This is a genomic window from Klebsiella sp. R445 (assembly GCF_051131755.1).
Classification (GTDB): Bacteria; Pseudomonadota; Gammaproteobacteria; order Enterobacterales; family Enterobacteriaceae; genus Klebsiella; species Klebsiella lignicola.
Genome location: NZ_CP180446.1, coordinates 106,673 through 130,245, shown reverse-complemented (window position 1 = coordinate 130,245; position 23,573 = coordinate 106,673). Strand labels below are relative to the sequence as shown.

General features: G+C 57.7%; 25 protein-coding genes. 10 read left to right on the top strand and 15 right to left on the bottom strand.

Annotated features, from left to right (window positions below):
• Positions 1–11: 11 nt before the first annotated feature.
• Both mhpB and ACMYSN_RS00595 read right to left on the bottom strand, forming a co-directional pair.
• Positions 12–956 carry a 2,3-dihydroxyphenylpropionate/2,3-dihydroxicinnamic acid 1,2-dioxygenase gene (gene mhpB, locus ACMYSN_RS00600; RefSeq protein WP_123754681.1) on the bottom strand — a complete coding sequence of 315 codons (945 nt, stop codon included), beginning with the start codon at positions 954–956 and terminating at the stop codon, positions 12–14.
• 1 nt (position 957) lies between these two features.
• A complete protein-coding gene (locus tag ACMYSN_RS00595) occupies positions 958–2,622 on the bottom strand; it encodes a bifunctional 3-(3-hydroxy-phenyl)propionate/3-hydroxycinnamic acid hydroxylase MhpA (protein WP_462496604.1) in 1,665 nt (554 codons plus the stop codon).
• A 190-nt stretch (positions 2,623–2,812) separates the two neighbouring features.
• Between ACMYSN_RS00595 and ACMYSN_RS00590 the strand changes: the two genes are divergently transcribed.
• The 4 genes from ACMYSN_RS00590 to ACMYSN_RS00575 all read left to right on the top strand — a co-directional run bounded on the left by ACMYSN_RS00590 (position 2,813) and on the right by ACMYSN_RS00575 (position 6,523).
• Positions 2,813–3,619, top strand: a complete 807-nt coding sequence (locus ACMYSN_RS00590) for a DNA-binding transcriptional activator MhpR (protein ID WP_462496603.1) — start codon at positions 2,813–2,815, stop codon at positions 3,617–3,619.
• A gap of 99 nt (positions 3,620–3,718) precedes the next feature.
• Positions 3,719–4,780: an ABC transporter substrate-binding protein gene (locus ACMYSN_RS00585; RefSeq protein WP_462496602.1), complete on the top strand. Its 1,062-nt coding sequence runs from the start codon at positions 3,719–3,721 to the stop codon at positions 4,778–4,780.
• Positions 4,770–5,774, top strand: coding sequence for a FecCD family ABC transporter permease (locus ACMYSN_RS00580; protein WP_462496601.1), 1,005 nt, complete (start codon positions 4,770–4,772; stop codon positions 5,772–5,774). The genes ACMYSN_RS00585 and ACMYSN_RS00580 overlap by 11 nt, the downstream gene beginning before the upstream one ends.
• Entirely contained in the window at positions 5,774–6,523 is a 750-nt protein-coding gene (locus tag ACMYSN_RS00575) for an ABC transporter ATP-binding protein (protein WP_462496600.1), read from the top strand. The genes ACMYSN_RS00580 and ACMYSN_RS00575 overlap by 1 nt, the downstream gene beginning before the upstream one ends.
• Here ACMYSN_RS00575 and ACMYSN_RS00570 read toward each other — a convergent pair.
• The 4 genes from ACMYSN_RS00570 to ACMYSN_RS00555 form a co-directional block, all read right to left on the bottom strand.
• Complete coding sequence (locus ACMYSN_RS00570; RefSeq protein WP_462496599.1) at positions 6,507–7,247, bottom strand: type 2 periplasmic-binding domain-containing protein; 741 nt, start codon at positions 7,245–7,247, stop codon at positions 6,507–6,509. The two genes, ACMYSN_RS00575 and ACMYSN_RS00570, sit on opposite strands and share 17 nt — an antisense overlap.
• A gap of 57 nt (positions 7,248–7,304) precedes the next feature.
• Positions 7,305–8,141: a shikimate dehydrogenase family protein gene (locus ACMYSN_RS00565; RefSeq protein WP_462496598.1), complete on the bottom strand. Its 837-nt coding sequence runs from the start codon at positions 8,139–8,141 to the stop codon at positions 7,305–7,307.
• Between the two features lie 11 nt (positions 8,142–8,152).
• Entirely contained in the window at positions 8,153–9,475 is a 1,323-nt protein-coding gene (locus ACMYSN_RS00560; RefSeq protein ID WP_462496597.1) for an MFS transporter, read from the bottom strand.
• An 81-nt stretch (positions 9,476–9,556) separates the two neighbouring features.
• Positions 9,557–11,410: a bifunctional sugar phosphate isomerase/epimerase/4-hydroxyphenylpyruvate dioxygenase family protein gene (locus tag ACMYSN_RS00555; RefSeq protein ID WP_462496596.1), complete on the bottom strand. Its 1,854-nt coding sequence runs from the start codon at positions 11,408–11,410 to the stop codon at positions 9,557–9,559.
• A 124-nt stretch (positions 11,411–11,534) separates the two neighbouring features.
• On the opposite strand from ACMYSN_RS00555, the gene ACMYSN_RS00550 reads away from it, so the two are divergent.
• Positions 11,535–12,182: a TetR/AcrR family transcriptional regulator gene (locus ACMYSN_RS00550; RefSeq protein WP_123754690.1), complete on the top strand. Its 648-nt coding sequence runs from the start codon at positions 11,535–11,537 to the stop codon at positions 12,180–12,182.
• Positions 12,183–12,208: 26 nt separating this feature from the next.
• Here the strand turns inward: ACMYSN_RS00550 and fumD are convergent, their stop codons facing one another.
• Positions 12,209–12,424, bottom strand: coding sequence for a fumarate hydratase FumD (gene fumD, locus ACMYSN_RS00545; RefSeq protein ID WP_123754691.1), 216 nt, complete (start codon positions 12,422–12,424; stop codon positions 12,209–12,211).
• A 222-nt stretch (positions 12,425–12,646) separates the two neighbouring features.
• On the opposite strand from fumD, the gene ynhH reads away from it, so the two are divergent.
• From ynhH to lpp, 3 genes are all read left to right on the top strand, one after another.
• A complete protein-coding gene (gene ynhH / locus ACMYSN_RS00540; RefSeq protein WP_419144748.1) occupies positions 12,647–12,922 on the top strand; it encodes a protein YnhH in 276 nt (91 codons plus the stop codon).
• A 7-nt stretch (positions 12,923–12,929) separates the two neighbouring features.
• Entirely contained in the window at positions 12,930–14,342 is a 1,413-nt protein-coding gene (gene pykF / locus ACMYSN_RS00535) for a pyruvate kinase PykF (protein WP_123754692.1), read from the top strand.
• A gap of 307 nt (positions 14,343–14,649) precedes the next feature.
• On the top strand, positions 14,650–14,886 hold the full coding sequence (gene lpp / locus ACMYSN_RS00530; RefSeq protein WP_003029373.1) for a murein lipoprotein Lpp: 237 nt from the start codon (positions 14,650–14,652) through the stop codon (positions 14,884–14,886).
• A gap of 91 nt (positions 14,887–14,977) precedes the next feature.
• Here lpp and ldtE read toward each other — a convergent pair whose 3' ends face one another.
• From ldtE to sufA, 7 genes are all read right to left on the bottom strand, one after another.
• Complete coding sequence (ldtE, locus tag ACMYSN_RS00525; RefSeq protein WP_462496595.1) at positions 14,978–15,982, bottom strand: L,D-transpeptidase family protein; 1,005 nt, start codon at positions 15,980–15,982, stop codon at positions 14,978–14,980.
• Positions 15,983–16,084: 102 nt separating this feature from the next.
• Positions 16,085–16,501, bottom strand: coding sequence for a cysteine desulfuration protein SufE (gene sufE / locus ACMYSN_RS00520; RefSeq protein WP_462496594.1), 417 nt, complete (start codon positions 16,499–16,501; stop codon positions 16,085–16,087).
• Between the two features lie 11 nt (positions 16,502–16,512).
• Entirely contained in the window at positions 16,513–17,733 is a 1,221-nt protein-coding gene (sufS, locus tag ACMYSN_RS00515; RefSeq protein ID WP_462496593.1) for a cysteine desulfurase, read from the bottom strand.
• Entirely contained in the window at positions 17,730–19,004 is a 1,275-nt protein-coding gene (gene sufD / locus ACMYSN_RS00510; RefSeq protein WP_462496592.1) for a Fe-S cluster assembly protein SufD, read from the bottom strand. Before sufD ends, sufS begins: the two co-directional genes overlap by 4 nt.
• Positions 18,979–19,725: a Fe-S cluster assembly ATPase SufC gene (gene sufC / locus ACMYSN_RS00505; protein WP_123754697.1), complete on the bottom strand. Its 747-nt coding sequence runs from the start codon at positions 19,723–19,725 to the stop codon at positions 18,979–18,981. The genes sufD and sufC overlap by 26 nt, the downstream gene beginning before the upstream one ends.
• Positions 19,726–19,756: 31 nt before the next feature.
• Positions 19,757–21,244: a Fe-S cluster assembly protein SufB gene (sufB, locus tag ACMYSN_RS00500; RefSeq protein ID WP_462496591.1), complete on the bottom strand. Its 1,488-nt coding sequence runs from the start codon at positions 21,242–21,244 to the stop codon at positions 19,757–19,759.
• A gap of 2 nt (positions 21,245–21,246) precedes the next feature.
• Entirely contained in the window at positions 21,247–21,624 is a 378-nt protein-coding gene (gene sufA / locus ACMYSN_RS00495; protein WP_123754699.1) for a Fe-S cluster assembly scaffold SufA, read from the bottom strand.
• Positions 21,625–22,452: 828 nt separating this feature from the next.
• Between sufA and ACMYSN_RS00490 the strand changes: the two genes are divergently transcribed.
• A complete protein-coding gene (locus tag ACMYSN_RS00490; protein ID WP_462496590.1) occupies positions 22,453–22,779 on the top strand; it encodes a hypothetical protein in 327 nt (108 codons plus the stop codon).
• 141 nt (positions 22,780–22,920) lie between these two features.
• Here the strand turns inward: ACMYSN_RS00490 and ACMYSN_RS00485 are convergent, their stop codons facing one another.
• Positions 22,921–23,169, bottom strand: a complete 249-nt coding sequence (locus ACMYSN_RS00485; protein ID WP_123754702.1) for a GlsB/YeaQ/YmgE family stress response membrane protein — start codon at positions 23,167–23,169, stop codon at positions 22,921–22,923.
• 165 nt (positions 23,170–23,334) lie between these two features.
• Between ACMYSN_RS00485 and ACMYSN_RS00480 the strand changes: the two genes are divergently transcribed.
• Positions 23,335–23,526, top strand: coding sequence for a YegP family protein (locus tag ACMYSN_RS00480; protein WP_123754703.1), 192 nt, complete (start codon positions 23,335–23,337; stop codon positions 23,524–23,526).
• Positions 23,527–23,573 lie beyond the last annotated feature (47 nt).

The following is a 23,573-nucleotide window of genomic DNA, read 5'->3' as shown; positions in this document are numbered from 1 at the left end:
CTCCTGATGATTCAGTTCCGGGGGGTGGCGCTCAGTGAGCCAAATCCGGCAATCCATTCCGGTATTGGCCGGTAGTAGCGCCCTTCGCAGCGCCAGTCGCCAAACGCGGACAGCGCCGCGAAGGCCGCCACCCAGGTTTTAATTTCGTGGGTTGATTTACCGGCCATCGCCGACAGTTCGTCATTGCTGACGGCATCCAGCTCCGTCAGTCGTCCCTGCTCCAGCAGGCTCATAAAGCGGTTGTCCCAGATCGGATTCAGCGGATAGAGCGAGTTCTGGTCGTCAACGAACTGCTTCGCGGCGCTGATCACCCGATGCTGGCGCCGCTCGCGCTCTTCCGGCGGCAGCTGCCTGCCGCTGCCGAGCAGGCGATCGCGCATATGGGCATCGGCCTTCGCCAGCTCCGGCACTGGCGGCTGATGCGACAGGCCGCCGGATCCCAGAATCAGCACCCGTTTGTTGAGGGTGGTGAGGAACTGCCCCATCGCCTCGCCCATCATGCGGGTGCGCTGGAATCCCGGCAGCGGCGTGGCAACGCCGTTAATAAATACCGGCAGCACCGGCACGTTATCGAGTCCGCCGAGCAGGAACTCCAGCGGCTGTGCGAAGCCGTGATCCACCTGCATGCAGTAGGAAACCGCGAGGTCGATGCCGCTTTTCATCACTGAATGCGCGCAGGCCTCCGCCAGCGCCGCCGGCACCGGTAAGGTCCCGCTGGCGCTGGAGAAATCGCCGATCGATGTTGCACCAACCCCTAAACAAAACGGCGGCATCACATCGTAGAAAAAGCCGTTGTAGTGGTCGGGGGCAAACAGCACCACCAGTTCAGGGTTGAACGCGGCGATCCGCGCCCGGGCCGCGGCGATCACGCCGTTCACTTCGTCGAGTACCGCTGGTTCCGGGTCAACATAGCCCACCAGCGGGGTGTGTGAGAGACAGTGCAAATAGGCATTCATATCAGGCCACCTTGTTGATAGCAGCGGCGTCACCGACGGGCGCCAGACTCATTTTGCTTGCCAGACGGTCCAGCTTGCCGCCGAGGGTTTGCGGGATAGCCACCGTCGCCACGAAGCGGTCAGGTCGCACCACCGCAATGGCGGTGTCGTATTCAGCAAACCAGCTTTTCAGGCGGTTTTGCGTGTCGCCGACGCGCAGCACTCCGGCGAAATTATCCTGCTGGCGGCGAATCTGGACGTCCGGCACCACCTGGATAAAGCGCACGCCGACCGCATTCCACTGGGCGATCTGCTCGCGATTCAACCCCCACTGCGGGTTACAGCCCCAGGCGATAATCGCAAAACGGGCGCCGAGGACCTCATCCAGCAAGGTGACCGTACCGTCTTCCAGCGTCACTTTTGGCTGGATGAACATTTTCCCCACCGGCGAAGTCTGGCTTGCGCCTTCCGTCAGCAGCGCCCCGTCGCGGTACTGCGGCATCGGCTTAAAACGCATTTCAAGGAAGTAACGCTTCACCGGCGGAACGTAATTCAGCAACCAGGTGATCCCATCGCGCAGGGTGCCGTGCCAGCGTTTAGGCGGCGCCAGCACGTTGCCGGCGGTGACCGAGAGGTCAATCATCGCTTTGGCATGGTCGCGTCGCTCCTGCTGATAACTGTCGAGTAAGCCGCTCCCCGCCTTGCCGTTGACCACCAACGCCAGTTTCCAGGCGAGGTTAAAGGCATCGCGCATCCCGCTGTTGTAACCCTGCCCCTGCCACACCGGCATGATGTGCGCGGCATCGCCCGCCAGCAGGATACGGTCCACCCGGAAGCGTTCGGCAATCCGGGCGTTATGGGTGTAGACGCGCTGGCGGATCAGTTCGACGTTGTCCGGGTCCGGCAGCACTTTGCTCAGCAAGTTGCGCATATTCTGCGGTTCGCTCAGCTGCGCTTCGGTTTCGCCCGGCATCACCATAAATTCAAAGCGGCGCACGCCGTGTGGCAATGCCGCAGAAACATACGGACGTACCGGGTCGCAGCACAGATAGACGTGCGGCGTCGCCAGCGGATCGTTGGCAATATCAATGACGATCCACTGATTGGGGGCAGTTTTGCCTTCAAAGGGGATATTTAAGGTGCGGCGAATCAGGCTTCCGCCGCCGTCGCAGGCCACCAGCCAGTCGGCCTGAACCGTTTCGCGTTCGCCTTCCGGCCCTTTCAGATTTAAGGTCACCGCCTGCGCCGACTGGCTGAAAGCTTCGACTTCGCGGGAAAACAGGCAGCGCACGTGGGGAAAGCGTTGCAGCCCTTCGTACATCACCGCATCGACCTGCGGCTGAATAAAGGCGTTACGCCGCGGCCAGCCAAACTCGTCGGTCATCGGCTGGATATCGGCGAAGCAGCGGCCTTTCGGCATCAGAAAGCGCATCGCGTGCCACGGGGTGGTATGCGGCAGCACGTTCTCCACCAGCCCGATGCCCTGCATCGCCCGCAGCGATTCGTCATCAATACCGATGGCACGTGGGTAATCAATCAGCTTGTCGAGCTTTTCGACCACCAACACGCTGACCCCCATCTGGCCAAGGTAGTTGGCCATCATCAGGCCGACCGGACCCGCGCCGGCGATGACCACCTGGGCGGTGTGCTGTACAGCAGGTTGAATATCCGGATTTGATGTTGTCATTTCAGAACCTCACGACTCAGACAAAGTGCCGTCGCGTCGGAAACCGCACGCTGCACAATTTGTTAATCAAATGTGAATATATTTTTATAGTGAGGCCAGTATAGGCAGGGAGATTTGCGCTACAATCAAAACATCGCCTGATGTGCACCAGGTGCACAACGTTGTTTATATGGATATTTATCGAGGAAATATGCGAGAAAATAGCGCTGCAGATTACAAAACGGTGCGCGGTTTAACCCGCGGGTTATTGTTATTAAATTTGTTAAATAAATTCGACGGAGGGGCCACGGTCGGCACCCTGGCGGAGTTTAGCGGCCTGCACCGCACCACCGTCAGACGGTTGCTGGAGACGCTGCAGGAGGAGGGTTATGTCCGCCGCAGCCGCTCGGATGACAGTTTCCGTTTAACCATCAAAATCCGTCAGTTGAGTGAGGGATTTCGTGACGAGCATTGGATTTCTGCCCTCGCGACGCCCCTGCTGGGCGAGCTGCTGCGGGAAGTATTGTGGCCGACGGACATCACCACGCTGGACATCGATGCGATGGTGGTGCGCGAAACCACCCACCGTTTTAGCCGCCTCTCCTTTCACCGGGCGATGGTCGGGCGCCGCCTGCCGCTGCTGCTGACCGCCTCGGGATTAACCTGGCTGGCCTTTGCGCCGGAGCACGAACGTCAGGCAATGATCGCGCTGCTCGCGACCCGCCCGGAAGCGGAATACCAGCTGGCGCGGGAGCCGGCCAGGCTAGCCGCGATCCTCGAACGAACGCGCCTCAACGGTTACGGCGAGAACTTCCGCGGCTGGCAACAGGAGGAGAGAATCGCCTCCATCGCCGTGCCGATCCGCCTCCAGCAACGGGTGATTGGCTGCCTGAACCTGGTGTATATGGCCAAAGCGATGACCATCGAGCAGGCCGCGCAGAAATATCTCGCCCCGCTGCAAACCGTCGCCAACCAGATTGAGGCGCGGATGGCCGAAGAAGAAGTTTTTTACGAGTAAAGTTGTTCTGAACGGCTATATCGGTCGCTAAAAAATTGCTTCCTGCATCGCTATATATTCTAATACACAGCGATTCTTCTTACGCAACCGAGCTTTCTCATGCCAACTCTCTCCCGTCTGTTACCGGGGCTGACGCTGATCGGCGCCTGCCTGTTTGCCAGCCATGCCTTTGCTGAACGTACCGTCACCGACCAGCTCGGCCGTGAAGTGACCATACCGGATCATGTGACCCGCGTGGTGGTGCTCCAGCACCAGACCCTGAACCTGCTGGTGCAGCTCAACGCCGCCGACGATATCGTCGGGGTGATGAGCAGCTGGAAAAAACAGCTCGGCCCGGCATTCGCCCGTTTTATGCCGGGTATCGAACAGCTGCCGATGCCCGGGGACTTAACCCAGGTCAATATCGAAAGCCTGATGGCGCTGCATCCGCAGGTGGTATTTGTCGCCAACTATGCCCCGCCGGCGATGATTCAGCAGATTCAGAACGCCGGGATCCCGGTGGTGGCGGTGTCGTTGCGCCAGGATGCCGCGGGCGAAAAAAACAAGATGAACCCGTCGATGGCCGATGAAGAGCAGGCCTATAACCAGGGGCTGCAACAGGGGATCCGCCTGATTGGCGAGGTGGTCGAGCGCCAGAGCCAGGCACAAGCGCTGATTGACTACACCTTCGCGGCCCGCAAAGCGGCCAACGCTCCGGTGGCCGATATTCCCGACGACCAGCGGGTCCGCGTGTATATGGCCAACCCGGACCTCAATACCTATGGTTCGGGCAAATATACCGGGCTGATGATGAAACATGCCGGGGCCTTAAACGTCGCGGCGGCGACGGTCAAAGGCGCACGCCAGGTCTCGCTGGAACAGGTATTGCAGTGGAATCCGCAGGTGATCTTTGTGCAGGATCGTTACCCGCAGGTGGTGACGCAGATCGTCAACGATCCGCAGTGGCAAGGCATTGATGCGGTGAAAAACCACCGCGTGTGGCTGATGCCGGAGTATGCCAAAGCCTGGGGCTATCCGATGCCGGAAGCGCTGGCGCTCGGCGAACTGTGGATGGCGAAAAAGCTCTATCCTTCCCGCTATCAGGGAGTCGATGTTGACGCCCGCGCCGCAGATTACTACCAGCGGTTTTATCGCGTGAAATGGACGCCGGATGCACAGTAATCGTCATTCGGCCCTGCTACAGAGCGGGCTGGCGCTGGCGACCCTGGTGATTGCTGTCGCTTCGCTCTGCGTCGGCCAGTATCACCTGAGCCCCGCCGCGGTGATAACTCAGCTGACGCAGGCGCCGCCCGGGGACGGAATTGCCGGGCAGATCGTCTGGTCGGTACGCCTGCCCCGGGTGGTGATGGCGCTGCTGGCCGGTGGCGCATTGGGGCTGTGCGGGGCGACGCTGCAGGGCGTGTTCCAGAACCCGCTGGTCGATCCGCATATTATCGGCGTCACCTCCGGCTCGGCGTTTGGCGGCACCCTGGCGATTCTGCTGGGGCTGGACACCCTGCTGATGATGGCCTCCACCTTTGGTTTTGGCCTGCTGGCGCTGATGCTGGTGTATCTGATTGCCGCGCTGCAGGGACGGGAAAATACGCTGGTGCTGATCCTCTCCGGGATCGTCCTCAGCGGCTTTTTCGCCGCCCTCGTCAGCCTGATTCAGTATCTGGCCGACAGCGAAGAGACGCTACCCAATATCGTCTTCTGGCTGCTAGGCAGCTTCGCCACCGCCAACTGGCACAAAGTGACGATGATGGCGCCGCCAATCCTGATTACCGCGGCGATCCTGCTGGCGCTGCGCTGGCGGATTAATCTGCTGGCGCTGGATGAGAAGGACGCCCGCGGCCTCGGCGTGCCGGTGACCGCGCTGCGTCGTGGCGTGCTGGTGTGCTGCGCCGTACTGGTCGCCGCGCAGGTGGCGGTGAGCGGTAGCATTGCGTGGGTCGGGCTGGTGATCCCCCATCTGGCACGACTGCTGGTGGGTGCCGACCACCGTCGGCTGCTGCCGACCGCTTTCTGGCTCGGGGGTGGATTTATGATCGTGGTGGATGACCTGGCTCGCTCGCTGACCCAGGCGGAGGTTCCGGTGGGCATTATTACCGCCCTGCTCGGCGCCCCGCTGTTTACCTGGCTGCTGGTGCAGTCCCGCCGCCGGAGTGCCGCCTGATGACGCCCTCTCTTAGCCTGTCGGCCCTGCAGTTTGGTCATCGTCAGCCACTGTTTACCCCGCTCAGCCTGCAGTGCCAGCACGGTGATATCTGGGCGATACTCGGCGCCAACGGACGCGGCAAAAGCACGCTGCTCGATACCCTGACCGGGGTACTGCCGCCGCTGGCGGGCAGCTTCCACGAACAGGGCGGCGTGGCGATCGTCCCGCAGTCGTTCCGTCCGGCCTTTAGCTGGCAGGTCGCCGATGTGGTGCTGATGGGGCGCGCCCGCCAGGTCAATCTGTTCGCCCAGCCCGGCGACGACGATCGCAGGCGGGTCCACGAGGCGCTGAGCCAGTTGGGGATCGCCGATCTGGCAACCAGCGCCTTTCGTTCACTCTCCGGCGGCCAGCAGCAGATGGCGCTCATTGCCCGGGCGCTGGTGGGCGACAGCCAGAATATCCTGCTGGATGAGCCCTGCTCGGCACTGGACCTCTCCAATCAACAGGTGGTGCTGCAACTGATCAGCGACCTGGCCTATCGCCAGTCGCGTACGGTGCTGTTCACCACCCACGATCCAACCCATGCCCTGCAGGTCGCCAGCCATACTCTGCTGCTGTTGCCGGACGGCGAGTGGCTGGCCGGGCGCTCTGAGGTGGTGCTCAGCGAGCGCCATCTGCAGCGTGCCTACGGGTTACCGGTCCATAAAATTGAGCGCCCCGATTCCGGGGGCCCGCTGCTGGCGCCGCAGTTTACGATTCGCCGTTAGCGGGTAAAAAGCCAGCACTGCGCAGGGACTGCTGGCCGTCGACGCCGAGGATATAGCGGCATAACTGCTGCGCCCCGGCGCTCGGTTGGGTCATCGTCAGCAGGTATTCCGCCTGTACATTCCAGGGGGCGGGGATCGCCACCGTGCGAAGGTCGTCTCTGGCCGTCATCTGGCGGGCGTAATGGGCATAGCCGATAAACAGGTCGGCAAAATCTTCACCGATCAGCCATCCCCCGGCGGTCTCCCCCGGCGGCACGCTAAGCGAGGTTCTGCCCCCCACCAGTTGCTGAGCGCGAGCCATCAGCGCGCGCCCGACGCCGGGGAAGTCGGCCTCAATGCGGGTAAACAGTTGCCAGGTATAGTCGCCGGAAGGATCGCAGCCTGGCGTCGAGGTTGCCAGCCTAAGCTGCGGGTTGCTGAGCAGCGCCAGCCAGTCGGCATCTTCAGTCGATGGCTGGCATCGGGCGGTCAGCATCAACTGATTGCGGGCAAAGGGATGACACTCCCCCGCCAGCCCGGCCTGCTGCAGCGCCAAAGGGTGTTGGCTATTGGCGGAGGCAAACACCGAACAGCGCTCGCCGGATTCGATGCGCTCGCGGAGCAGGCCCGCGGGACCAAACCGGGCTTCGACCTGAATACCGGTTTGCTGATGGAAACGTGCCAGCAGCGGGATAAATGCCCCTTTCAGGCTCCCCGCGGCCAGCAATACGACGGAAGGTGTCATAAGACGCTCACTGAATACCCGGAAACAAAACGCTATGTTACCCGGGCGCTAAGCGATTCAGTAGCCAATTTGCGCCAGTTCGCGCAACTGTTCCGGCGTCGCCACCGGCAGGTGGAAGAAGCGCAGGTAGGCAGGGATCATTTCGAACAGCATGTCGGTACCGCGCTGGATCGGGCAGCCCCGGGCCTGGGCGGCCTGCAGCAGCGGCGTGTACTCCTGGGTCATCACCACTTCGCCCACCCAGGTGCCGGGGGTCAGCCGCTGCGGATCCACGGGCAGCGGGTCGCTGGCCTTCATGCCCAACGGTGTGGCGTTGACCACCAGATCATGCCCTTGCGGATCGCACTGCATCAGGCTGATATCCAGCGCCGGATAGTGTTGCCATAGCCGGTCCGCCAGCGCTTTGGCGGCCTCCTGGCGGCTATCGAACAGCGTCAGGGCGCGCACTCCCGCCGCCGCCAGCGACGCGGCAATGGCCGAGCCGACGCCGCCGCAGCCAATCACCAGCGCCCGGGTGCCCGCTGGCTGAAAGCCTTTCCGGCGGATGCCGAGGACAAAGCCGTCGCCGTCAAACATATCGCCGCTCAGGCTGCCATCCGCTTCGCGGCGAATGGCGTTGCAGGCCCCGGCAATCATCGCCGCCGGGCTGAGGTGATCGACCAGCGTGCAGGTGGCTATCTTGTGCGGCATGGTGACCAGCGCACCGATAATGTTGGTCATCGTAAACAGCGCCGGCACCAGGATCGCGTACGCCTCCGGCTTCACCCCCGTGGGCACCACTTTGACATCCACCTGCTGATGGTCAAACCACGGGTTGTAGATCATCGGCGCTTTAAAGCTGGCGGTCGGATAGCCCAGATGGGCGATCAGGCGCGTATTACCACTAATTATCATCCCCTGCTCCTTTACTGCGATAACTCAATACGTTTGACATCGCCCAGAATAAACAGATACGCCACCACGCCGAGCAGCGCCGCGCAGCCGATATAGACCAGCGCATAGAAGAAGCTGCCAAAGGCCGCCACGATAAAACCGATTACCAGCGGAGTGAGTATCCCGGCAAGGTTGGCGCAGAAGTTAAACAACCCGCCGGTCAGGCCACCAAACCCCTTCGGCGCAATGTCAGAGATCAGCGTCCAGCCTAAGCCAACCATCCCCTGGCCAAAGAAGGCGAACGACATCACCAGAATGACGGCCAGATCGCTGGTCAGCCAGTTGGCGGAGATAATGCTGCTGGCCATCAGCAGGCCGGCGACGATCGGTAATTTACGTGCCAGGTTGGCTGAACCGGTGGCTTTCAGCAGTTTATCGGAGACCCATCCGCCGAACATGACCCCGCCGGCGGCGGCAAGAAACGGCAGAATGGCGAAGAACCCGACCTTCAGCCACGGCATATGACGTTCGGTCGCCAGATAGGTCGGGAACCAGGTCAGGAAGAACACCAGCACCGTATTGCCGGCGAACTGGCCAATGCTGGCGCCGAGAATCTGCCGTTTCGCCAACAGCTGACCCACTACCGACCAGCTGAACCCCACCTGCTGGTCGCTGACCGTCGCCAGGCCGCCGCCGTTGACGATATGATCGCGCTCCTGCTGGCTAAGGCGTTTGTCTTCATGGGGCTCGCGATAGCAGCGCCACCACACCAGCGCAAACAGCACGCCCGCCACGCCGACGCTGATAAACAGCGCGCGCCAGCCGAAGCTGCCCATGATCCAGAACAGCAGCGGTGAGAAGCAGGCCAGTCCAAGATATTCGCCGACGGTATACACCGCCGTGGCTTTGGCCCTCTCCTGCTGGGGGAACCATACGCTGACCACCCGGCTGTTGACCGGGAAGCACGGCGCTTCGCTGACCCCTAAGCCAAAGCGGCACAGCAGTAGCGTTTTCAGGCCGATGGCCATGCCGTGAAACAGGGTAAACAGCGACCACAGGGTTAACGACAGAAAGTAGGTTATCTTGTTGCCAAAGCGGTCAAGGAACAGACCGCCGGGAATTTGCGCCAGGGCGTAGGTCCAGGCAAAGGCCGAAAAGACGATCCCCATGACTGCCGCGTCGATACCCAGTTCAGAGGTTAAGCCGGGGGCGGCAATCCCGAGTATCGTGCGGTCGAGATAGTTAATCATTGTGCCGACGGCCAGCAGCGCGAGGATCCCAATGCGCCGCCGGGAACGCGGAACGGTAGCCGCGGCGTCCGCCGCCGCCGTCGGGTTATGGCTGTACGAGTTCATAGTCGTTTCCTGTCGTAGGGTGCAGATGAATGTTGTTGTTATGTTTGAGCTATTATTTTTAATGAACCATTTGATACAAAACTAGCTGTACTGCATCGCCGAAAGACGCACGGCTGCGTTCGCCGCGCCATACAGCGCGTAGCCGCCCCGCCTTTCGGTCAATTCGAAGAAAAAGCGCCCTGCCGAGAAGGGCCGGGTGTACAGATGCAGGAATTCGCCGACGTGCGGCCCCCGGTCATAGAGGATCTGCAGGCGTTTCAGAGTCTCCACGTTCGCCGCATCACCAAAGCGCGCCAGCAAATCGTCGTAGTAGTTCGCCGGGATCGGCAGCGCGTTCAGCGACACCTGCGGCAGATCGTCAAGGGTAGCCGGCAGGTCGTGGCAGGCGAACGCCGCGTGCTGCAGGCCCGCCCCCTGGTAACAGGCGACAGAGCGGGCAATCTGAGTGGCGCGGCTCTGCGAGATATTCAGCGCCAGGCGAATATTGCCCTGTGGGCTGTGCACCGCCAGGCTGCGTACCAGGCCGTAAGGGTCCGGCAACGTCTGCTCATGCTCCAGCGTGAAGCCGAAAACGCTGCGGAAAAACATCACCCAGTTGTCGCGTTGATCGGCTTCCATACCCAGCGCCAGGTGGTCGATACCGCTGTAGTCATGGCGCAGCGTCGGGCTATCGGACAGATGGAAATCGCGGGCGTAGATATCGTCCCCGGCTTCGATGAGGTAGATCAGGCTGCCGTCGGGGGCGCAAATTGCGGGTATCGGGCTTTCATTGGGCCCGGCATCGCCCTGCCAGGTGGCATAGCCGTAGGCGCGGGCCCGTTCAACAATCGCGGCGCTGTGGCTCACGCGCAGGGCCATGGCGCACAATGAGGCGCCGTGACGCTGGTGAAAATGATCGGCCCAGCTGTGGGGCTGATAGTTAACGATCGCCCGCGCTCCGCCGTTGCGCCACAGCGCTACCTGCTTCGAGCGATGGCGCCCCTGCTGGCAAAAGCCGAGCTGCGTCAGGCGCTCGCCGAGCGCTTTCGCTTCCGACGGGCTGGCGGCAAATTCGATAAACTCCAGTCCGAGGTACTGCGGCAGCGCTGGCGGTGCAAACAGCTGTGCGTCGCTGTGCCCCAGTTGCAGGCGGGTCTGCTCTTCCAGCCACTGCAGCGAACGGTAGCCATCTTTGGCGGTGGCGCCGTTTGGCGAGGCGCGGAAGCTGTCGTTGAAGATCTCCAGCGACCACGGCCCGCGATAGCCGCAGCGGGTTAACTCGCAGGCAAACTCCACCAGCGGCAGCTGCCCCTGTCCAGGGAAACAGCGGAAATGGCGGCTCCATTCGAGCACGTCCATCTTCATCAGCGGCGCATCGGCCAGCTGCAGGAAGGTGATCTTGTCGACCGGGACATCTGACAGACCCTGCAGCGTGTCGCCGCGGGCCAGAATATGGAAGCTATCCAGCACGATCCCCAGCGCCGGGCTGTCGACGCTTTTCACCCGCTCCCACGCCTGATGCCAGCGGTTTACGTGAGTGCCCCAGGCCAGCGCCTCATAGCCGATGACAATCTTTTCCTGCTCGGCCAGCTGCGCCAGCGCCGTTAAGTCCGCTATCTGCAGCGAGACGTCCGCGGAGCAGTCCGGCTGGACGTTGCTACATAGTAGTAAGGTGTCGCAGCCCAGTTCATGCATCAGTTCAAATTTGCGCTTCGCCCGCTCCATGTTGGCGGCGAACTGGCTGCGGCTTGCCCCTTCAAAATCGCGAAAGGGTTGAAAAAGCGTGATTTTTAGCCCTAAATCCGCTGCCAGATTACGAATATCCGTCGGCGTACCGGTATAATAGAGCAGGTCGTTTTCGAAGATTTCGACGCCCTGATAACCCGCAGCCGCAATAGCATGGAGCTTTTCGGGCAAGGTGCCAGAAATCGAGACGGTGGCAATGGATCGCAGCATAAGTCCTCGTGTCATCAGTCGACGTGAGCACTGAATATGTATCATTTGGTTCACTCACGCCACATAAGGTTGCGAAATTGTGATCGTTATGTGTATTTTTTGTCCATTGGAAAAAGGAGTCGTTATGTCTGTCGTGGATCACGTGGATCAAGATGAAGCGCAACCGCTAAAGGAGCGGATTTTTGCCGCCGCCATCGTCGTCTTTGCCGAACATGGCTTGTCCGGGGCGCGAATGGAGCAAATTGCAACCGAAGCGCAGACAACCAAGCGGATGGTGGTGTACTACTTCAAAACCAAGGAACAGCTGTACCAGGCGGTGTTGCAACACGTCTATGCGCGCATTCGCGAAACCGAGCAGCAGCTCGGACTGGAGCACCTGCCGCCGGTAGAGGCGCTGGTGCAGCTGGTACGCTGGAGCGTGCGCTATCACGCCACCCATGCGGACTATATGCGGGTTATCTGTATGGAGAATATGCAGCGTGGGAAGTGGCTGAAGTCGTCAGGGCAGTTAAAGCCGCTGAACCGTACCGCCCTGTCGATTCTGGAGGATATTCTCCAGCGCGGGCAGCAGCAGGGGGTTTTTCAGGAGGGGCTGCAGGCACGGGATGTCCACCGGCTTATCAGCAGCTTTAGCTTTTACCAGGTCTCGAACTTTTACACCTTCAATAGCCTGTATCTCGACGATCCGCTGCCGGCCATCGACGATGAAGCGATGGTGGCGCACCACTGCGATATCGCGGTGAAAGCGGTGGTTCGCTTTGTGATTTCCTGAGTGCCTTTTAGCGTGATGCCGGCTGACTACTCATGGCCGGACAACGCATGAACCACTTTCTCCATGGCGGCTCTGGTCAGTTCGCTGCGCGCAATTTTCGGGTTGGCCAGCGCGGTGCGAACCACCCCGGCAATGACAATGTGTTTCGGCTCCTGGCCCAAATCGCGCATTTCCAGCACCACTTTCCCGACTACCCGGCACATTTCCTGATACAACTCGTCGTCTTTAGCTTTATTTCCCATTCTTTTTTGCTCATAAATTATCATTATCAATCAAATCATTATTGATAGGATTTTGGGATAAATCAAACTCCCCTCCTTTTTTCCTGCCAACAGAGTATTTTCATTGCTGAACCGTGACAGGCAACCCCTGATAGCCGCCAGTTAACTGTGCGACTGGTGGAAATTTGTGTTGCGAATACGATTGCTATTAGTGTGAGTTTTGTTACATTTTTATGGCATATAATGAAACGCTGTTTTCATTTTCTTTTTTTGTTTCAGCGTCGTATAATGCCCACCGATTCTTTCTTGAATGGTTTCAGCGCATTGGACTGCACAACTAAACGCATAAAATACTGCTCCTTTTTATGGGCTGAACCGCCAGCACACTTTCTTCTGCACGCTCTTTTGTTGTCATCTATTCTTAGAGCTTGGCATAGCAACTTTCGCAATACAGGTTTGACTCCGCGGCGGCATGCCAACGGAGCGAGTTTTCCATATCCTTCACAACTTAAAGACTAAAACTTTCATGAAAAAGACCAAAATTGTTTGCACCATCGGTCCGAAAACCGAATCCGAAGAGATGCTGTCCAAAATGCTGGACGCGGGCATGAACGTCATGCGTCTGAACTTCTCTCACGGTGACTATGCTGAACACGGTCAACGCATCCAGAACCTGCGTAACGTGGTGAGCAAAACCGGTAAGACAGCCGCTATCCTGCTGGACACCAAGGGTCCGGAAATTCGCACCATCAAGCTGGAAGGCGGCAATGACGTCTCCCTGAAAGCGGGCCAGACCTTCACCTTCACCACCGACAAATCCGTGGTCGGCAACAGCGACATCGTGGCAGTTACCTATGAAGGTTTCACCACTGACCTGTCCGTCGGTAACACCGTACTGGTAGACGATGGTCTGATCGGTATGGAAGTCACCGCCATCGAAGGTAAAAACGTTATCTGTAAAGTGCTGAACAACGGCGACCTGGGCGAAAACAAAGGCGTTAACCTGCCGGGCGTTTCCATTGCCCTGCCGGCACTGGCAGAAAAAGACAAACAGGACCTGATCTTCGGTTGCGAGCAAGGCGTCGATTTCGTTGCGGCTTCCTTTATCCGTAAGCGTTCTGACGTAGTGGAAATTCGTGAGCACCTGAAAGCCCACGGCGGTGAGAACATTCAGATCATCTCCAAGATTGAAAACCAGGAAGGCCTGAACAACTTCGACGAAATCCTCGAAGCGTCTGACGGCATCATGGTTGCTCGTGGCGACATGGGCGTTGAGATCCCGGTTGAAGAAGTTATCTTCGCCCAGAAAATGATCATCGAAAAATGTATCCGTGCACGTAAAGTGGTTATCACTGCGACTCAGATGCTGGATTCCATGATCAAAAACCCGCGTCCGACCCGTGCAGAAGCCGGCGACGTCGCTAACGCCATCCTCGACGGTACCGATGCAGTAATGCTGTCTGGCGAATCCGCTAAGGGTAAATACCCGCTGGAAGCGGTCACCATCATGGCGACCATCTGCGAACGTACCGACCGCGTGATGACCAGCCGTCTGGAGTTCAACAACGACAACCGTAAACTGCGTATCACTGAAGCAGTGTGCCGTGGCGCTGTAGAAACGGCTGAAAAACTGGAAGCACCGCTGATTGTGGTCGCGACCAAAGGCGGTAAATCTGCACGTGCCGTACGTAAATACTTCCCGGATGCGACCATCCTGGCGCTGACCACCAACGAAACCACCGCCCGTCAGCTGGTGCTGACCAAAGGCGTGGTGCCGCAGCTGGTTGCACAGCTCGACTCCACCGATGACTTCTACCGTCTCGGCAAAGAGCTGGCGGTACAGAGCGGCCTGGCGCGTAAAGGCGACGTAGTTGTGATGGTATCTGGTGCGCTGGTACCGAGCGGAACGACCAATACAGCTTCCGTACACGTGCTGTAATCTTTTACAAGTTAATTATTTTTATAAAACGCCTCTTCGGAGGCGTTTTTTTTATTCAATCCTTAGCTCCTCTTAATAAAAATGCAAATCGGAATTTACTATTTAATAAGAGATTATCTAAGATGAATCCGATGGAAGCGTGCTGTTTTCACAAAGAATTTTTAACTCGCCTGTCAAATTCGATGCTTCTTTGAGCGAACGATCAAAAATAAGCGTATTACCGTAAAAAAATATTCTCATCCCAAAAAAGTTTGTGTAATACTTGTAACGCTACATGGAGATTAACTCAATCTAGAGGGTATTAATAATGAATCGTACTAAACTGGTACTGGGCGCGGTAATCCTGGGTTCTACTCTGCTGGCTGGTTGCTCCAGCAATGCTAAAATCGATCAGCTGTCTTCTGACGTTCAGACTCTGAACGCTAAAGTTGACCAGCTGAGCAACGACGTGAACGCAATGCGTTCCGACGTTCAGGCTGCTAAAGACGACGCAGCACGCGCTAACCAGCGCCTGGACAACGCTGCTACCAAATACCGTAAGTAATAGTATTTGTAGCTGTGTTATAAAAATGGCGCACATTGTGCGCCATTTTTTTGTCTGCCGTTTCCCGTTCCCTTCCCTGTTTATCCATCGGTTATTGCGTTACCCGCGCTTCTGACGCCGTCGCCGGCGTACCGTTCAGGACTGACTGCACCGAACTGGCCCCACTCACGTCAGGCGTCGCCCCGGCTGAAACCACCATCGGAACCCCCATGCGACGATGCATCGCTTTATCCGCCATCGCTTTATCCGTTCCCTTGTCGTTGGCGAACTGCGCGTAGCCTTCCGGCAGCACGTAGGCAATGGTCTGCGGATTCTGCGTTTCGCTCTGGGTCATCGGGCGATGCACTTCCAGATAGCGCGTGCCGTTCGATTCGATGGAAAACTTCACCGGCTGGTTGATCACCCGCACCGGCGTGCCCACACGAACCTGGGCAAACAGTGCTTTAATATCGTCGGTAAACATCCGCATGCAGCCTGAGCTGACGCGCAGCCCGACGCTGTTCTGCGCATTGGTACCGTGAATCAGGTATTCACCGTTACCGTACGCCAGGCGCAGGGCAAAGCGGCCTAATGGGTTGTTCGGCCCCGCCGGCACCACCGCCGGTAAGGTGATGCCTTTTTCCAGCGAGCGCTGGCGAATACCGGCGGTCGGCGTCCAGGTCGGATTAGGAATTTTTTGCCCGATGCGGGTAGTCATCTCCGGCGTTTCAAGCCCGAGTTGCCCGATCCCTAACGGATAGACCTGCACCGTGTTGCCGTCCGGCGGGAAATAATAGAGCCGCAGCTCTGCCAGGTTCACCACAATCCCTTCACGCGGCACATCGGGCAGTAGCAGCTGTAGTGGAATAAGCATCTGCGTCCCGGGCTGTGGGACGGGTGCAACGGTGTTGTTGGCTTCCAGCAGGATCATCGCCGCGGTGTCAAAGCGCCGGGCAATGGTTTGCAGGCTGTTATCGCCCTCCTGCACCGTGTAGGTCTGATTCTGTCCCACCAGACGACTACCGTTGGCCGGTAATGTGTATTCAACCGCTCTGGCGGCCTGAGACGCGCCGAGAGCACCTAAAAGCATAAGAGTGAGTAGAGACGCGCGTTTCATACTGAGTTTCCCTCTTAGTCACTGACAGGCCGTCAGAAAGTTGAACCACCCGCGAGACGGATACCCCGTCCCGCTTAACAGAATGAAAGCTTTATAAATAGTCTAGCTAAAAGTGAGAGCCTGCGCGCGAATTGCGCGGATCATTGCTTCCAGCCCCTGCGAGCGCGAGGGCGTGAGGTGTTGCGTGAGCGCCATTTTTTCAAACCACGGGCGCACGTCGAAGTCAGTGATGTCTTTAGCGGTCATCTGGTCATACAGAATGAACACCACGGCGATCAACCCTTTGACAATCGCGGCGTCGCTATCTCCGCGCAGCGAAAGTACGCCGCCGTCGCGTTGCTCCACCACAATCCACACCTGGCTCTGGCAGCCCTGAATGATGTTTTGCGCGGTATGCTCTTCAGCCGGTAGCGGTGCCAGACGCTGGCCGAGCTCGATAATATAAAGGTACTTCTCTTCCCAGTTGGCGCAACGACTAAAGTTGCGCAGCAGTTTGTCTTTATCCGGTAACGCCGCCATGATTGCTTCCTTTAGCCTAATAGCGTGTGGATGCGCTGTAGTCCTGCGACCAGCCGATCCACCTCTTCCGTCGTATTGTACATCGCCAGCGATGCCCGACACATTGCCGGCACCTGATAGAACGCCATCAGCGGCATCGCGCAGTGGTGACCGGTGCGTATCGCAATCCCGTAGTTATCGAGGAAGCTGCCCACGTCGTAGGCGTGATGCTTGCCAAGGTTAAAGGCAATCACGCCCAGGCGATGGTCAGGCCCATAGATGGTCAGATCGGGCACGTTTTTCAGCGCCTGTAGCGCATAGTGCATCAGCGTCTGCTCATACTCCGCAATTTGGGTCAGGCCCAGCGCGTTAATGTACTCGAAGGCCGCCCCGAGGCCGATAATGCCGCCGGTATTGGGCGTGCCCGCCTCAAAGCGCCACGGTGCTTTCGCCCAAGTGGTTCCTTCGGTCAGACTGACGGTGGCAATCATCGCCCCGCCGCCTTCCCACGGCGGCATCGCCTGCAGCAGCGCCTCTTTGACATACAGGATGCCAATCCCGGTGGGGCCATACAGCTTGTGCCCGGAGAAGACATAAAAATCGCAGTCCAGCGCCTGAACGTCGACCGCATGGTGCATTACCGCCTGTGCGCCATCGACCAGGACTTTAGCCCCATGCTGATGGGCCAGCGGGATCAGGGCCGCCAGCGGGTTTTCCGTGCCCAGCACGTTGGAAACCTGAGTAATCGCCAGCAGCCGGGTACGATCATCGAACAGCCCCGGGATCGCGTCCAGCTGCAGGGTGCCGTCTGGATTGAGCGGAATGACCCGCAGCTCTGCCCCGACCCGCGCGCACAGCATCTGCCACGGCACGATATTGGCGTGGTGCTCCATGGCGCTGATGATAATGTTATCCCCGGCACCAACGTTGGCATTCCCCCAGCTGTTGGCCACCAGATTGATCCCTTCGGTGGTCCCGCGCACGAACACCAGCTCTTCTGCAGAGCGGGCGTTCAGGAAGCTGGCCGCCTGCTGGCGCACCTGCTCCATCCGCGCCGTGGCCTCCGCGCTGAGGGTGTGGATGCCACGGTGAACGGCGGCGTAGCCATGGCGATAAAACTCCGCCTCGGCGCGGATCACCGCCTCTGGTTTTTGCGCGCTGGCGGCGCTGTCGAGATAGGCCAGCGGCTGACCGTTAACCTCCCGGCTGAGCACCGGAAAATCCGCGCGTATCCGTTCGGCAGAAAATGTCATGCTGATTCCTCCGGTAAACGTTGGCCAATGCGCGCCAGAATGGCAGCCCTGAGCGTGTCATCGGCGACCGCTTCCGTCAGTTCGGCGGCGAAAGCGTAGAGGATCATGTGCTGCGCCGCCTGCCCGGAGATACCGCGCGAACGCAGGTAGAACAGCTGTTCGTCGTCGATCCGCCCGATGGTGGCGCCGTGGCTACACTTGACGTCATCGGCATAGATTTCCAGCTGCGGCTTGGTATCCACTTCGGACAAGCGCCCCAGCAGCAAATTGTTGTTGGTCATCTGACCATCGGTTTTAATCGCGTGTTTCGCGACATTGATCAGGCCGTTAAAGACCGCCCGCCCTTTGTCGTTGACGATGGTCTTGTGCAGCTGGCGGCTATTGCAGTAGCCCACCTGATGGTCCAGCCAGGTGCGGCTGTCGCACACCTCATTGTTCACCGGCATCGCCAGCGAGTTGATCCGTAGGTCGCTGTTCTCGCCCTGCATCCGGGTGCTGGTGTGGTGACGCAACACCGCGCCGCCGAGCAGGAAACTGCTGCTAAAGGCCGAGGCATCACGGCCAAGCGCGAGGTCATTGTGGGAGAAGTGATAGCTCTGGGCATTTTCAAACGCCAGCTTAAGATGCTGCAGGTGGGCGTTATCCGCCACCGACATGGTCAGGCGCGCGCCAGTAAAGTGGCGCTGTTCATCGAGGCTCAGGTAGTGTTCGACGATGGTCGCTTCGGCACCGCTCTCCAGCTCAAGATGGTGGCGGTAATGGGCGCTGTTCATCTCGCCACCCGCCAGCCCACGCGTCACGTGCATCAGCAGCAGCGGCTTTTCCGGGCGCTGATGGCGTTTAACGCGGATGCGGGTCACCGTCTGCGCCAGGCTTTCGGTAAGGTGCAGGAAGACTTCCGGCTGTAGCGCCTCGGGGATCCCCTGGCGCTGGTTGTCGACGCTGACCTCATAACCACTGCCGGCCAGATCGTCGCTCAGCGCTGGGCTAAACTGTCCGTCGATAAACACCAGACGCCAGGCATCCAGCGCCAGCGCGCGTTCGTCACGCTGCGCCGCGCTGAAGTCGCCGGGCTGCAGGGCCACGAAGGTATCGTTGCACAGCGCCTCCAGCGGCGTATATTTCCACTCTTCATGTTTGCGCGTCGGCAGGCCAAGACGCAGCACCTGCTGGAGATGCTGGCGGGCCTCTGGGGTGCGCTGTGCGCCCTGTGCCTCAAACAGATGGTGCCACTGCTGCAATGTGTTACTGCTGTTCGGTAAGCCAGCCATAGCCCTGCTCCTCCAGCTGTTTGACCAGCGTAAAATCACCGGATTTGACGATCCGCCCTTGATAGAGCACGTGAACAAAGTCGGGCTTGATATAGTCGAGAATACGCTGGTAGTGCGTCACAATAATAAACGCGCGCTTGCCGTCACGAAGCGCGTTGACGCCTTCAGAGACGATTTTCAGGGCATCGATGTCCAGCCCGGAATCGGACTCATCAAGGATGCACAGCTCCGGTTCCAGCACCGCCATTTGCAGGATGTCATTACGCTTTTTCTCGCCGCCGGAGAAACCGACGTTGACCGAGCGGGTCAGTAAATCTTCCGGCATCTTCAGCAACTGAATCTTCTCTTCCATCAGGTCCTGGAAGTCGAAACGGTCCAGCGCCTCCTGACCACGATATTCGCGTACCGCGTTGAGCGCGGTTTGCAGGAAGAACTGGTTGCTGACGCCGGGGATTTCGACCGGGTACTGGAAGGCCATGAAGATCCCTTCGCCCGCGCGATCTTCCGGCGCGAGGCTCAGCAGATCTTTGCCTTTAAACTCCACGCTACCGCCGGTGACTTCATAGTCTTCCCGTCCGGCAAGGGTCGCGGAGAGCGTACTTTTCCCGGAGCCGTTCGGCCCCATAATGGCATGCACTTCGCCAGGACGGATTTCCAGATCCAGGCCACGCAGGATCGATTTGTCTTCAACGGCAACCTGCAAGTTTTTAATACTTAACATCTTGTTTCCCTTAATTCGTGTCGCCTGGCGCTTAGCCGACGCTGTGTTCCAGACTGATAGCCAGCAGTTTTTGCGCCTCGACGGCAAATTCCAGCGGCAGTTCTGAGAAGACGTCTTTACAGAAGCCGTTGACGATCATCGAGATAGCATCATCTTCGCTGATCCCGCGCTGCAGGCAGTAGAACAGCTGGTCTTCGCCAATCCGCGACGTGGTCGCTTCGTGCTCAAGCTGTGCGCTGTTGTTGCGGCATTCAACGTACGGGAAGGTATGCGCCCCGCAGTCCGGCCCAATCAGCATCGAGTCACACTGGGTGAAGTTGCGCGCATTGGTGGCGGTGGGCATGATTTTCACCAGCCCCCGGTAGCTGTTCTGGCTCTTCCCGGCGGAGATCCCTTTCGAGATGATCGTCGAGCGGGTGTTTTTGCCGATATGAATCATTTTGGTGCCGGTGTCCGCCTGCTGGTGACCGCTGGTCAGGGCGACGGAGAAGAATTCGCCGATCGAGTTATCGCCGCGCAGAATGCAGCTCGGGTACTTCCAGGTGATGGCGGAACCGGTCTCGGACTGCGTCCACGACATTTTGCTGTTCTCGCCTTCGCACAGTGCGCGCTTGGTGACGAAGTTGAGGATCCCGCCGGTGTTGTTATCCCCGGGGAACCAGTTCTGCACCGTGGAATATTTCACTTCGGCGTCTTTGTGAATAATCACTTCGACCACCGCCGCGTGCAGCTGATAGCTGTCGCGCACCGGCGCCGAGCAGCCTTCGATATAGCTGACGTAGCTCCCCTCATCGGCCACCAGGATAGTTCGTTCGAACTGGCCGGTTTTTTCGGCGTTAATACGGAAGTAGGTGGACAGCTCCATCGGGCAGCGAACGCCTTTTGGCACGTAGATAAAGGTGCCGTCAGAGGCCACCGCCGCATTCAGCGCGGCAAAGAAGTTGTCGTTGCTCGGTACCACGGTCCCGAGATACTTTTTCACCAGTTCCGGGTGGTCGTGGATCGCCTCCCCGAACGAGCAGAAGATAATCCCCTGCTCCGCCAGTTTTTCGCGATAGGTGGTCGCCACCGATACCGAGTCAAAAATCGCGTCAACCGCCACTTCTCGCCCTTCACGGACCGGGACGCCCAGCAGATTGAAGGCCTCTTCCACCTCCTGCGTCAGGTAGGCCGCCGGGCCGGTTTGCTGCACCGCACCGGGCTCGGATGCGCAGGTGTCATCGCAGTTACCGCAGGACGGTGCGGAGTAATAGCTGTAATCCTGATAATTCAGTTGCTCATACTGCGCTTTCAGCCAGTGCGGCTCTTCCATCTCCAGCCAGGCGTTAAACGCGCGCAGGCGGAACTCGAGCATCCACTCGGGCTCATTACGACGGGCGGAGATGGCGCGCACCACCTCTTCATTAATGCCTTTCGCCAGCTCATCGGTTTTTAGTTGGGTAAAAAAACCTTCTTTATAATTCAGTGAGCCGTCGGACCAGGTTTTGACATCGTCAGTTGCTTCAGTATTACGAGACATAATTACTCCGCCTGAACCCCAAAGCTTTCACCGCAACCACATTCGTGCTGCGCTTTTGGGTTATGAAACTTAAAGATTTCATTTAATCCTTCCCGGACGTAATCCAGCTCCGTGCCATCGATAAACGGCATGGCCTGCAGCGGCGCCCACAGCTTCGCGCCATCACGTTCAAACAACAGATCGTCTTTCGCCGGTTCGGCAATTAGTTCGAGTACGTAGGCAAATCCGGCACAGCCGCTGGTTTTAATCCCCAAACGCAGGCCTTGCTTGTCGGGCTGCTTCGTCACCAAATCACGAATATGGGCAGCGGCGGTCGGGGTCATCATCAGACCACGCCAGCTAAACTCATCGGGATTGAAGGTTCCAGTATCTAATTCCATCGCTCTACCTCATTGGTTGGCGCCATCAGGGCATGCAGCTATGTTAATGATAACGATTATCACTTCAACCCAGCTGGAGAAGGGATATTCCCTGCTCTGATGCTTTTTTAGCGCTTTTTATAAGCATAGACCCTACCTTGCAGGTTAACAGCGGACTATTTACAAACTTAATTATTTGATAAATAACGATTTAGTGAGGCACTGCGTGGGGATTAGGGCGCAAGATAAAAGATGCATCGGAAATGCCTATTTTTGAAATAGAAAATGGCACCTTCTGTGAACAACAGACATAACAAAATCAATGAATTAATTGTGAATAACGTTTTTCAGTGGTTATTTCACCCCTTATCAACCAGAACAATCTATAAACACCGGTCGGGAAGATTGTCAGTTATCTGGAAAAATGAAGCGGCGATTCAGATAAATTCGGACAAAACCCTGGATTAAAGCGTATTAGTCTACTGGTAACTTGATGTACAATTCCCGCTTAAATTTCCTACAGTTTTCGGCCCAATGTCGTCGGAGTCACTGCTCACCCGGAGCTACGCAGTACAGAATGATAGATATCAGTATTATGTCGATGTGCATGGTAGTACTGCTGGTGATGAGCGTACTGCTGAACTAAATTAGCCCCCTTTCCGCTGTACGCCGCCAGGACTTCACATTCGTGATGAAATGAGGAGTTTTGGAGGATTCGCCCCCCGTGGGATTGTTCGCCAACCTGGTTATCTCTAAGCTTTCGCTCACATTCAAAATCTATATCCTAAATAGTTCGAGTTGCCTGTAGGCGACAACCTGAAGTATGGCGGGTATAAAGAGGTAACGAAGATGAAAAGAACGATTATTGCTCTGTTAGCCACCGTATCTGTTGTCGCCGCCAGCGCATTTGCGGCAGATAAAACCGAGAGTCCAGCCCCAGCCGACCATTATGCCGGTCAGCCGATGATGGATATGCCCCAGGGCCGCGGCGCGATGCCCATGCCTTTACCGCCATTCCCACCGAGAAAGCCGGTGATATTCTCCGCCACCGTCGCCACCGACAACCCGGCTGAGACCATTAACAAACTGACTCCGCTGATCCCGACGGATAAAGCCAAACATTATGAAGTACGTGTGGAAGTGGTTCCCGTCCCTGATATGCCGGAACGCGGCTGAATTCATTCACTGACCTAATCTTTGAAGACAAAAAAAGCTGCCGGTGTTGAGGGCAGCTTTTTATTTTACGTCTGGCTTCGTGCTACAAATCTTTATCCTCGTGGCAACCTGCGCCGAGGACGCATGAATGACGACGGGATATTAACTTTTAATCTTTCTGTAGATAAACAGTACAACTAATGCACCAATGACCGCGACTGCAAAGCTGCCGAAATTAAATCCATCGACCTTGCCGAAGCCAAAAAATGTGCTAATCCAACCACCTACAACTGCACCGATAACCCCCAGAACGATAGTGACGATAAAGCCGCCGCCGTCTTTGCCTGGCATAATCCACTTAGCCAAAATACCGGCAATAAGACCAAAAATGATCCAGGAAATGATACCCATAGTTAACTCCGTCCTCTATGTTACTCACAAGTATATCGTTCTTAAATAGTAGCATAAATAACCTGAATGATTCATGAATTATATTTTTAATAGTGATGACTTGCTGCATAAGCAATCATAGTCTACATATCAAGGGGTCATTGTTAATCCGCAAAGGAGTTAAAGATGGGTTATTACGTTATTAAAAAGTCTGAGAAAAGCGTGTCCCAGCCGTGGTATTTCCTGCTAAAAGCCGATAACCACGAAACCATTGCCACCAGTGAAATGTATTCCTCGAAGGATGCAGCGAAAAAGGGGATTGCCTCGGTGCAGAAGAATGGGCCGAGCGATACTATCAAGGATGAGACCGCATCCTGACGCGTGACTGAAGCGAGAAGATCAGGGGGAAACTACGCCCCCTTATT

What these genes read in the sequence shown, in the direction of transcription:
- mhpB (WP_123754681.1), bottom strand. Translation starts at nt 956, where the DNA reads ATGAATGCCTATTTGCACTGTCTCTCACACACCCCGCTGGTGGGCTAT.
- ACMYSN_RS00595 (WP_462496604.1), bottom strand. Translation starts at nt 2,622, where the DNA reads ATGACAACATCAAATCCGGATATTCAACCTGCTGTACAGCACACCGCC.
- ACMYSN_RS00590 (WP_462496603.1), top strand. Translation starts at nt 2,813, where the DNA reads ATGCGAGAAAATAGCGCTGCAGATTACAAAACGGTGCGCGGTTTAACC.
- ACMYSN_RS00585 (WP_462496602.1), top strand. Translation starts at nt 3,719, where the DNA reads ATGCCAACTCTCTCCCGTCTGTTACCGGGGCTGACGCTGATCGGCGCC.
- ACMYSN_RS00580 (WP_462496601.1), top strand. Translation starts at nt 4,770, where the DNA reads ATGCACAGTAATCGTCATTCGGCCCTGCTACAGAGCGGGCTGGCGCTG.
- ACMYSN_RS00575 (WP_462496600.1), top strand. Translation starts at nt 5,774, where the DNA reads ATGACGCCCTCTCTTAGCCTGTCGGCCCTGCAGTTTGGTCATCGTCAG.
- ACMYSN_RS00570 (WP_462496599.1), bottom strand. Translation starts at nt 7,247, where the DNA reads ATGACACCTTCCGTCGTATTGCTGGCCGCGGGGAGCCTGAAAGGGGCA.
- ACMYSN_RS00565 (WP_462496598.1), bottom strand. Translation starts at nt 8,141, where the DNA reads ATGATAATTAGTGGTAATACGCGCCTGATCGCCCATCTGGGCTATCCG.
- ACMYSN_RS00560 (WP_462496597.1), bottom strand. Translation starts at nt 9,475, where the DNA reads ATGAACTCGTACAGCCATAACCCGACGGCGGCGGCGGACGCCGCGGCT.
- ACMYSN_RS00555 (WP_462496596.1), bottom strand. Translation starts at nt 11,410, where the DNA reads ATGCTGCGATCCATTGCCACCGTCTCGATTTCTGGCACCTTGCCCGAA.
- ACMYSN_RS00550 (WP_123754690.1), top strand. Translation starts at nt 11,535, where the DNA reads ATGTCTGTCGTGGATCACGTGGATCAAGATGAAGCGCAACCGCTAAAG.
- fumD (WP_123754691.1), bottom strand. Translation starts at nt 12,424, where the DNA reads ATGGGAAATAAAGCTAAAGACGACGAGTTGTATCAGGAAATGTGCCGG.
- ynhH (WP_419144748.1), top strand. Translation starts at nt 12,647, where the DNA reads ATGAAACGCTGTTTTCATTTTCTTTTTTTGTTTCAGCGTCGTATAATG.
- pykF (WP_123754692.1), top strand. Translation starts at nt 12,930, where the DNA reads ATGAAAAAGACCAAAATTGTTTGCACCATCGGTCCGAAAACCGAATCC.
- lpp (WP_003029373.1), top strand. Translation starts at nt 14,650, where the DNA reads ATGAATCGTACTAAACTGGTACTGGGCGCGGTAATCCTGGGTTCTACT.
- ldtE (WP_462496595.1), bottom strand. Translation starts at nt 15,982, where the DNA reads ATGAAACGCGCGTCTCTACTCACTCTTATGCTTTTAGGTGCTCTCGGC.
- sufE (WP_462496594.1), bottom strand. Translation starts at nt 16,501, where the DNA reads ATGGCGGCGTTACCGGATAAAGACAAACTGCTGCGCAACTTTAGTCGT.
- sufS (WP_462496593.1), bottom strand. Translation starts at nt 17,733, where the DNA reads ATGACATTTTCTGCCGAACGGATACGCGCGGATTTTCCGGTGCTCAGC.
- sufD (WP_462496592.1), bottom strand. Translation starts at nt 19,004, where the DNA reads ATGGCTGGCTTACCGAACAGCAGTAACACATTGCAGCAGTGGCACCAT.
- sufC (WP_123754697.1), bottom strand. Translation starts at nt 19,725, where the DNA reads ATGTTAAGTATTAAAAACTTGCAGGTTGCCGTTGAAGACAAATCGATC.
- sufB (WP_462496591.1), bottom strand. Translation starts at nt 21,244, where the DNA reads ATGTCTCGTAATACTGAAGCAACTGACGATGTCAAAACCTGGTCCGAC.
- sufA (WP_123754699.1), bottom strand. Translation starts at nt 21,624, where the DNA reads ATGGAATTAGATACTGGAACCTTCAATCCCGATGAGTTTAGCTGGCGT.
- ACMYSN_RS00490 (WP_462496590.1), top strand. Translation starts at nt 22,453, where the DNA reads ATGAAAAGAACGATTATTGCTCTGTTAGCCACCGTATCTGTTGTCGCC.
- ACMYSN_RS00485 (WP_123754702.1), bottom strand. Translation starts at nt 23,169, where the DNA reads ATGGGTATCATTTCCTGGATCATTTTTGGTCTTATTGCCGGTATTTTG.
- ACMYSN_RS00480 (WP_123754703.1), top strand. Translation starts at nt 23,335, where the DNA reads ATGGGTTATTACGTTATTAAAAAGTCTGAGAAAAGCGTGTCCCAGCCG.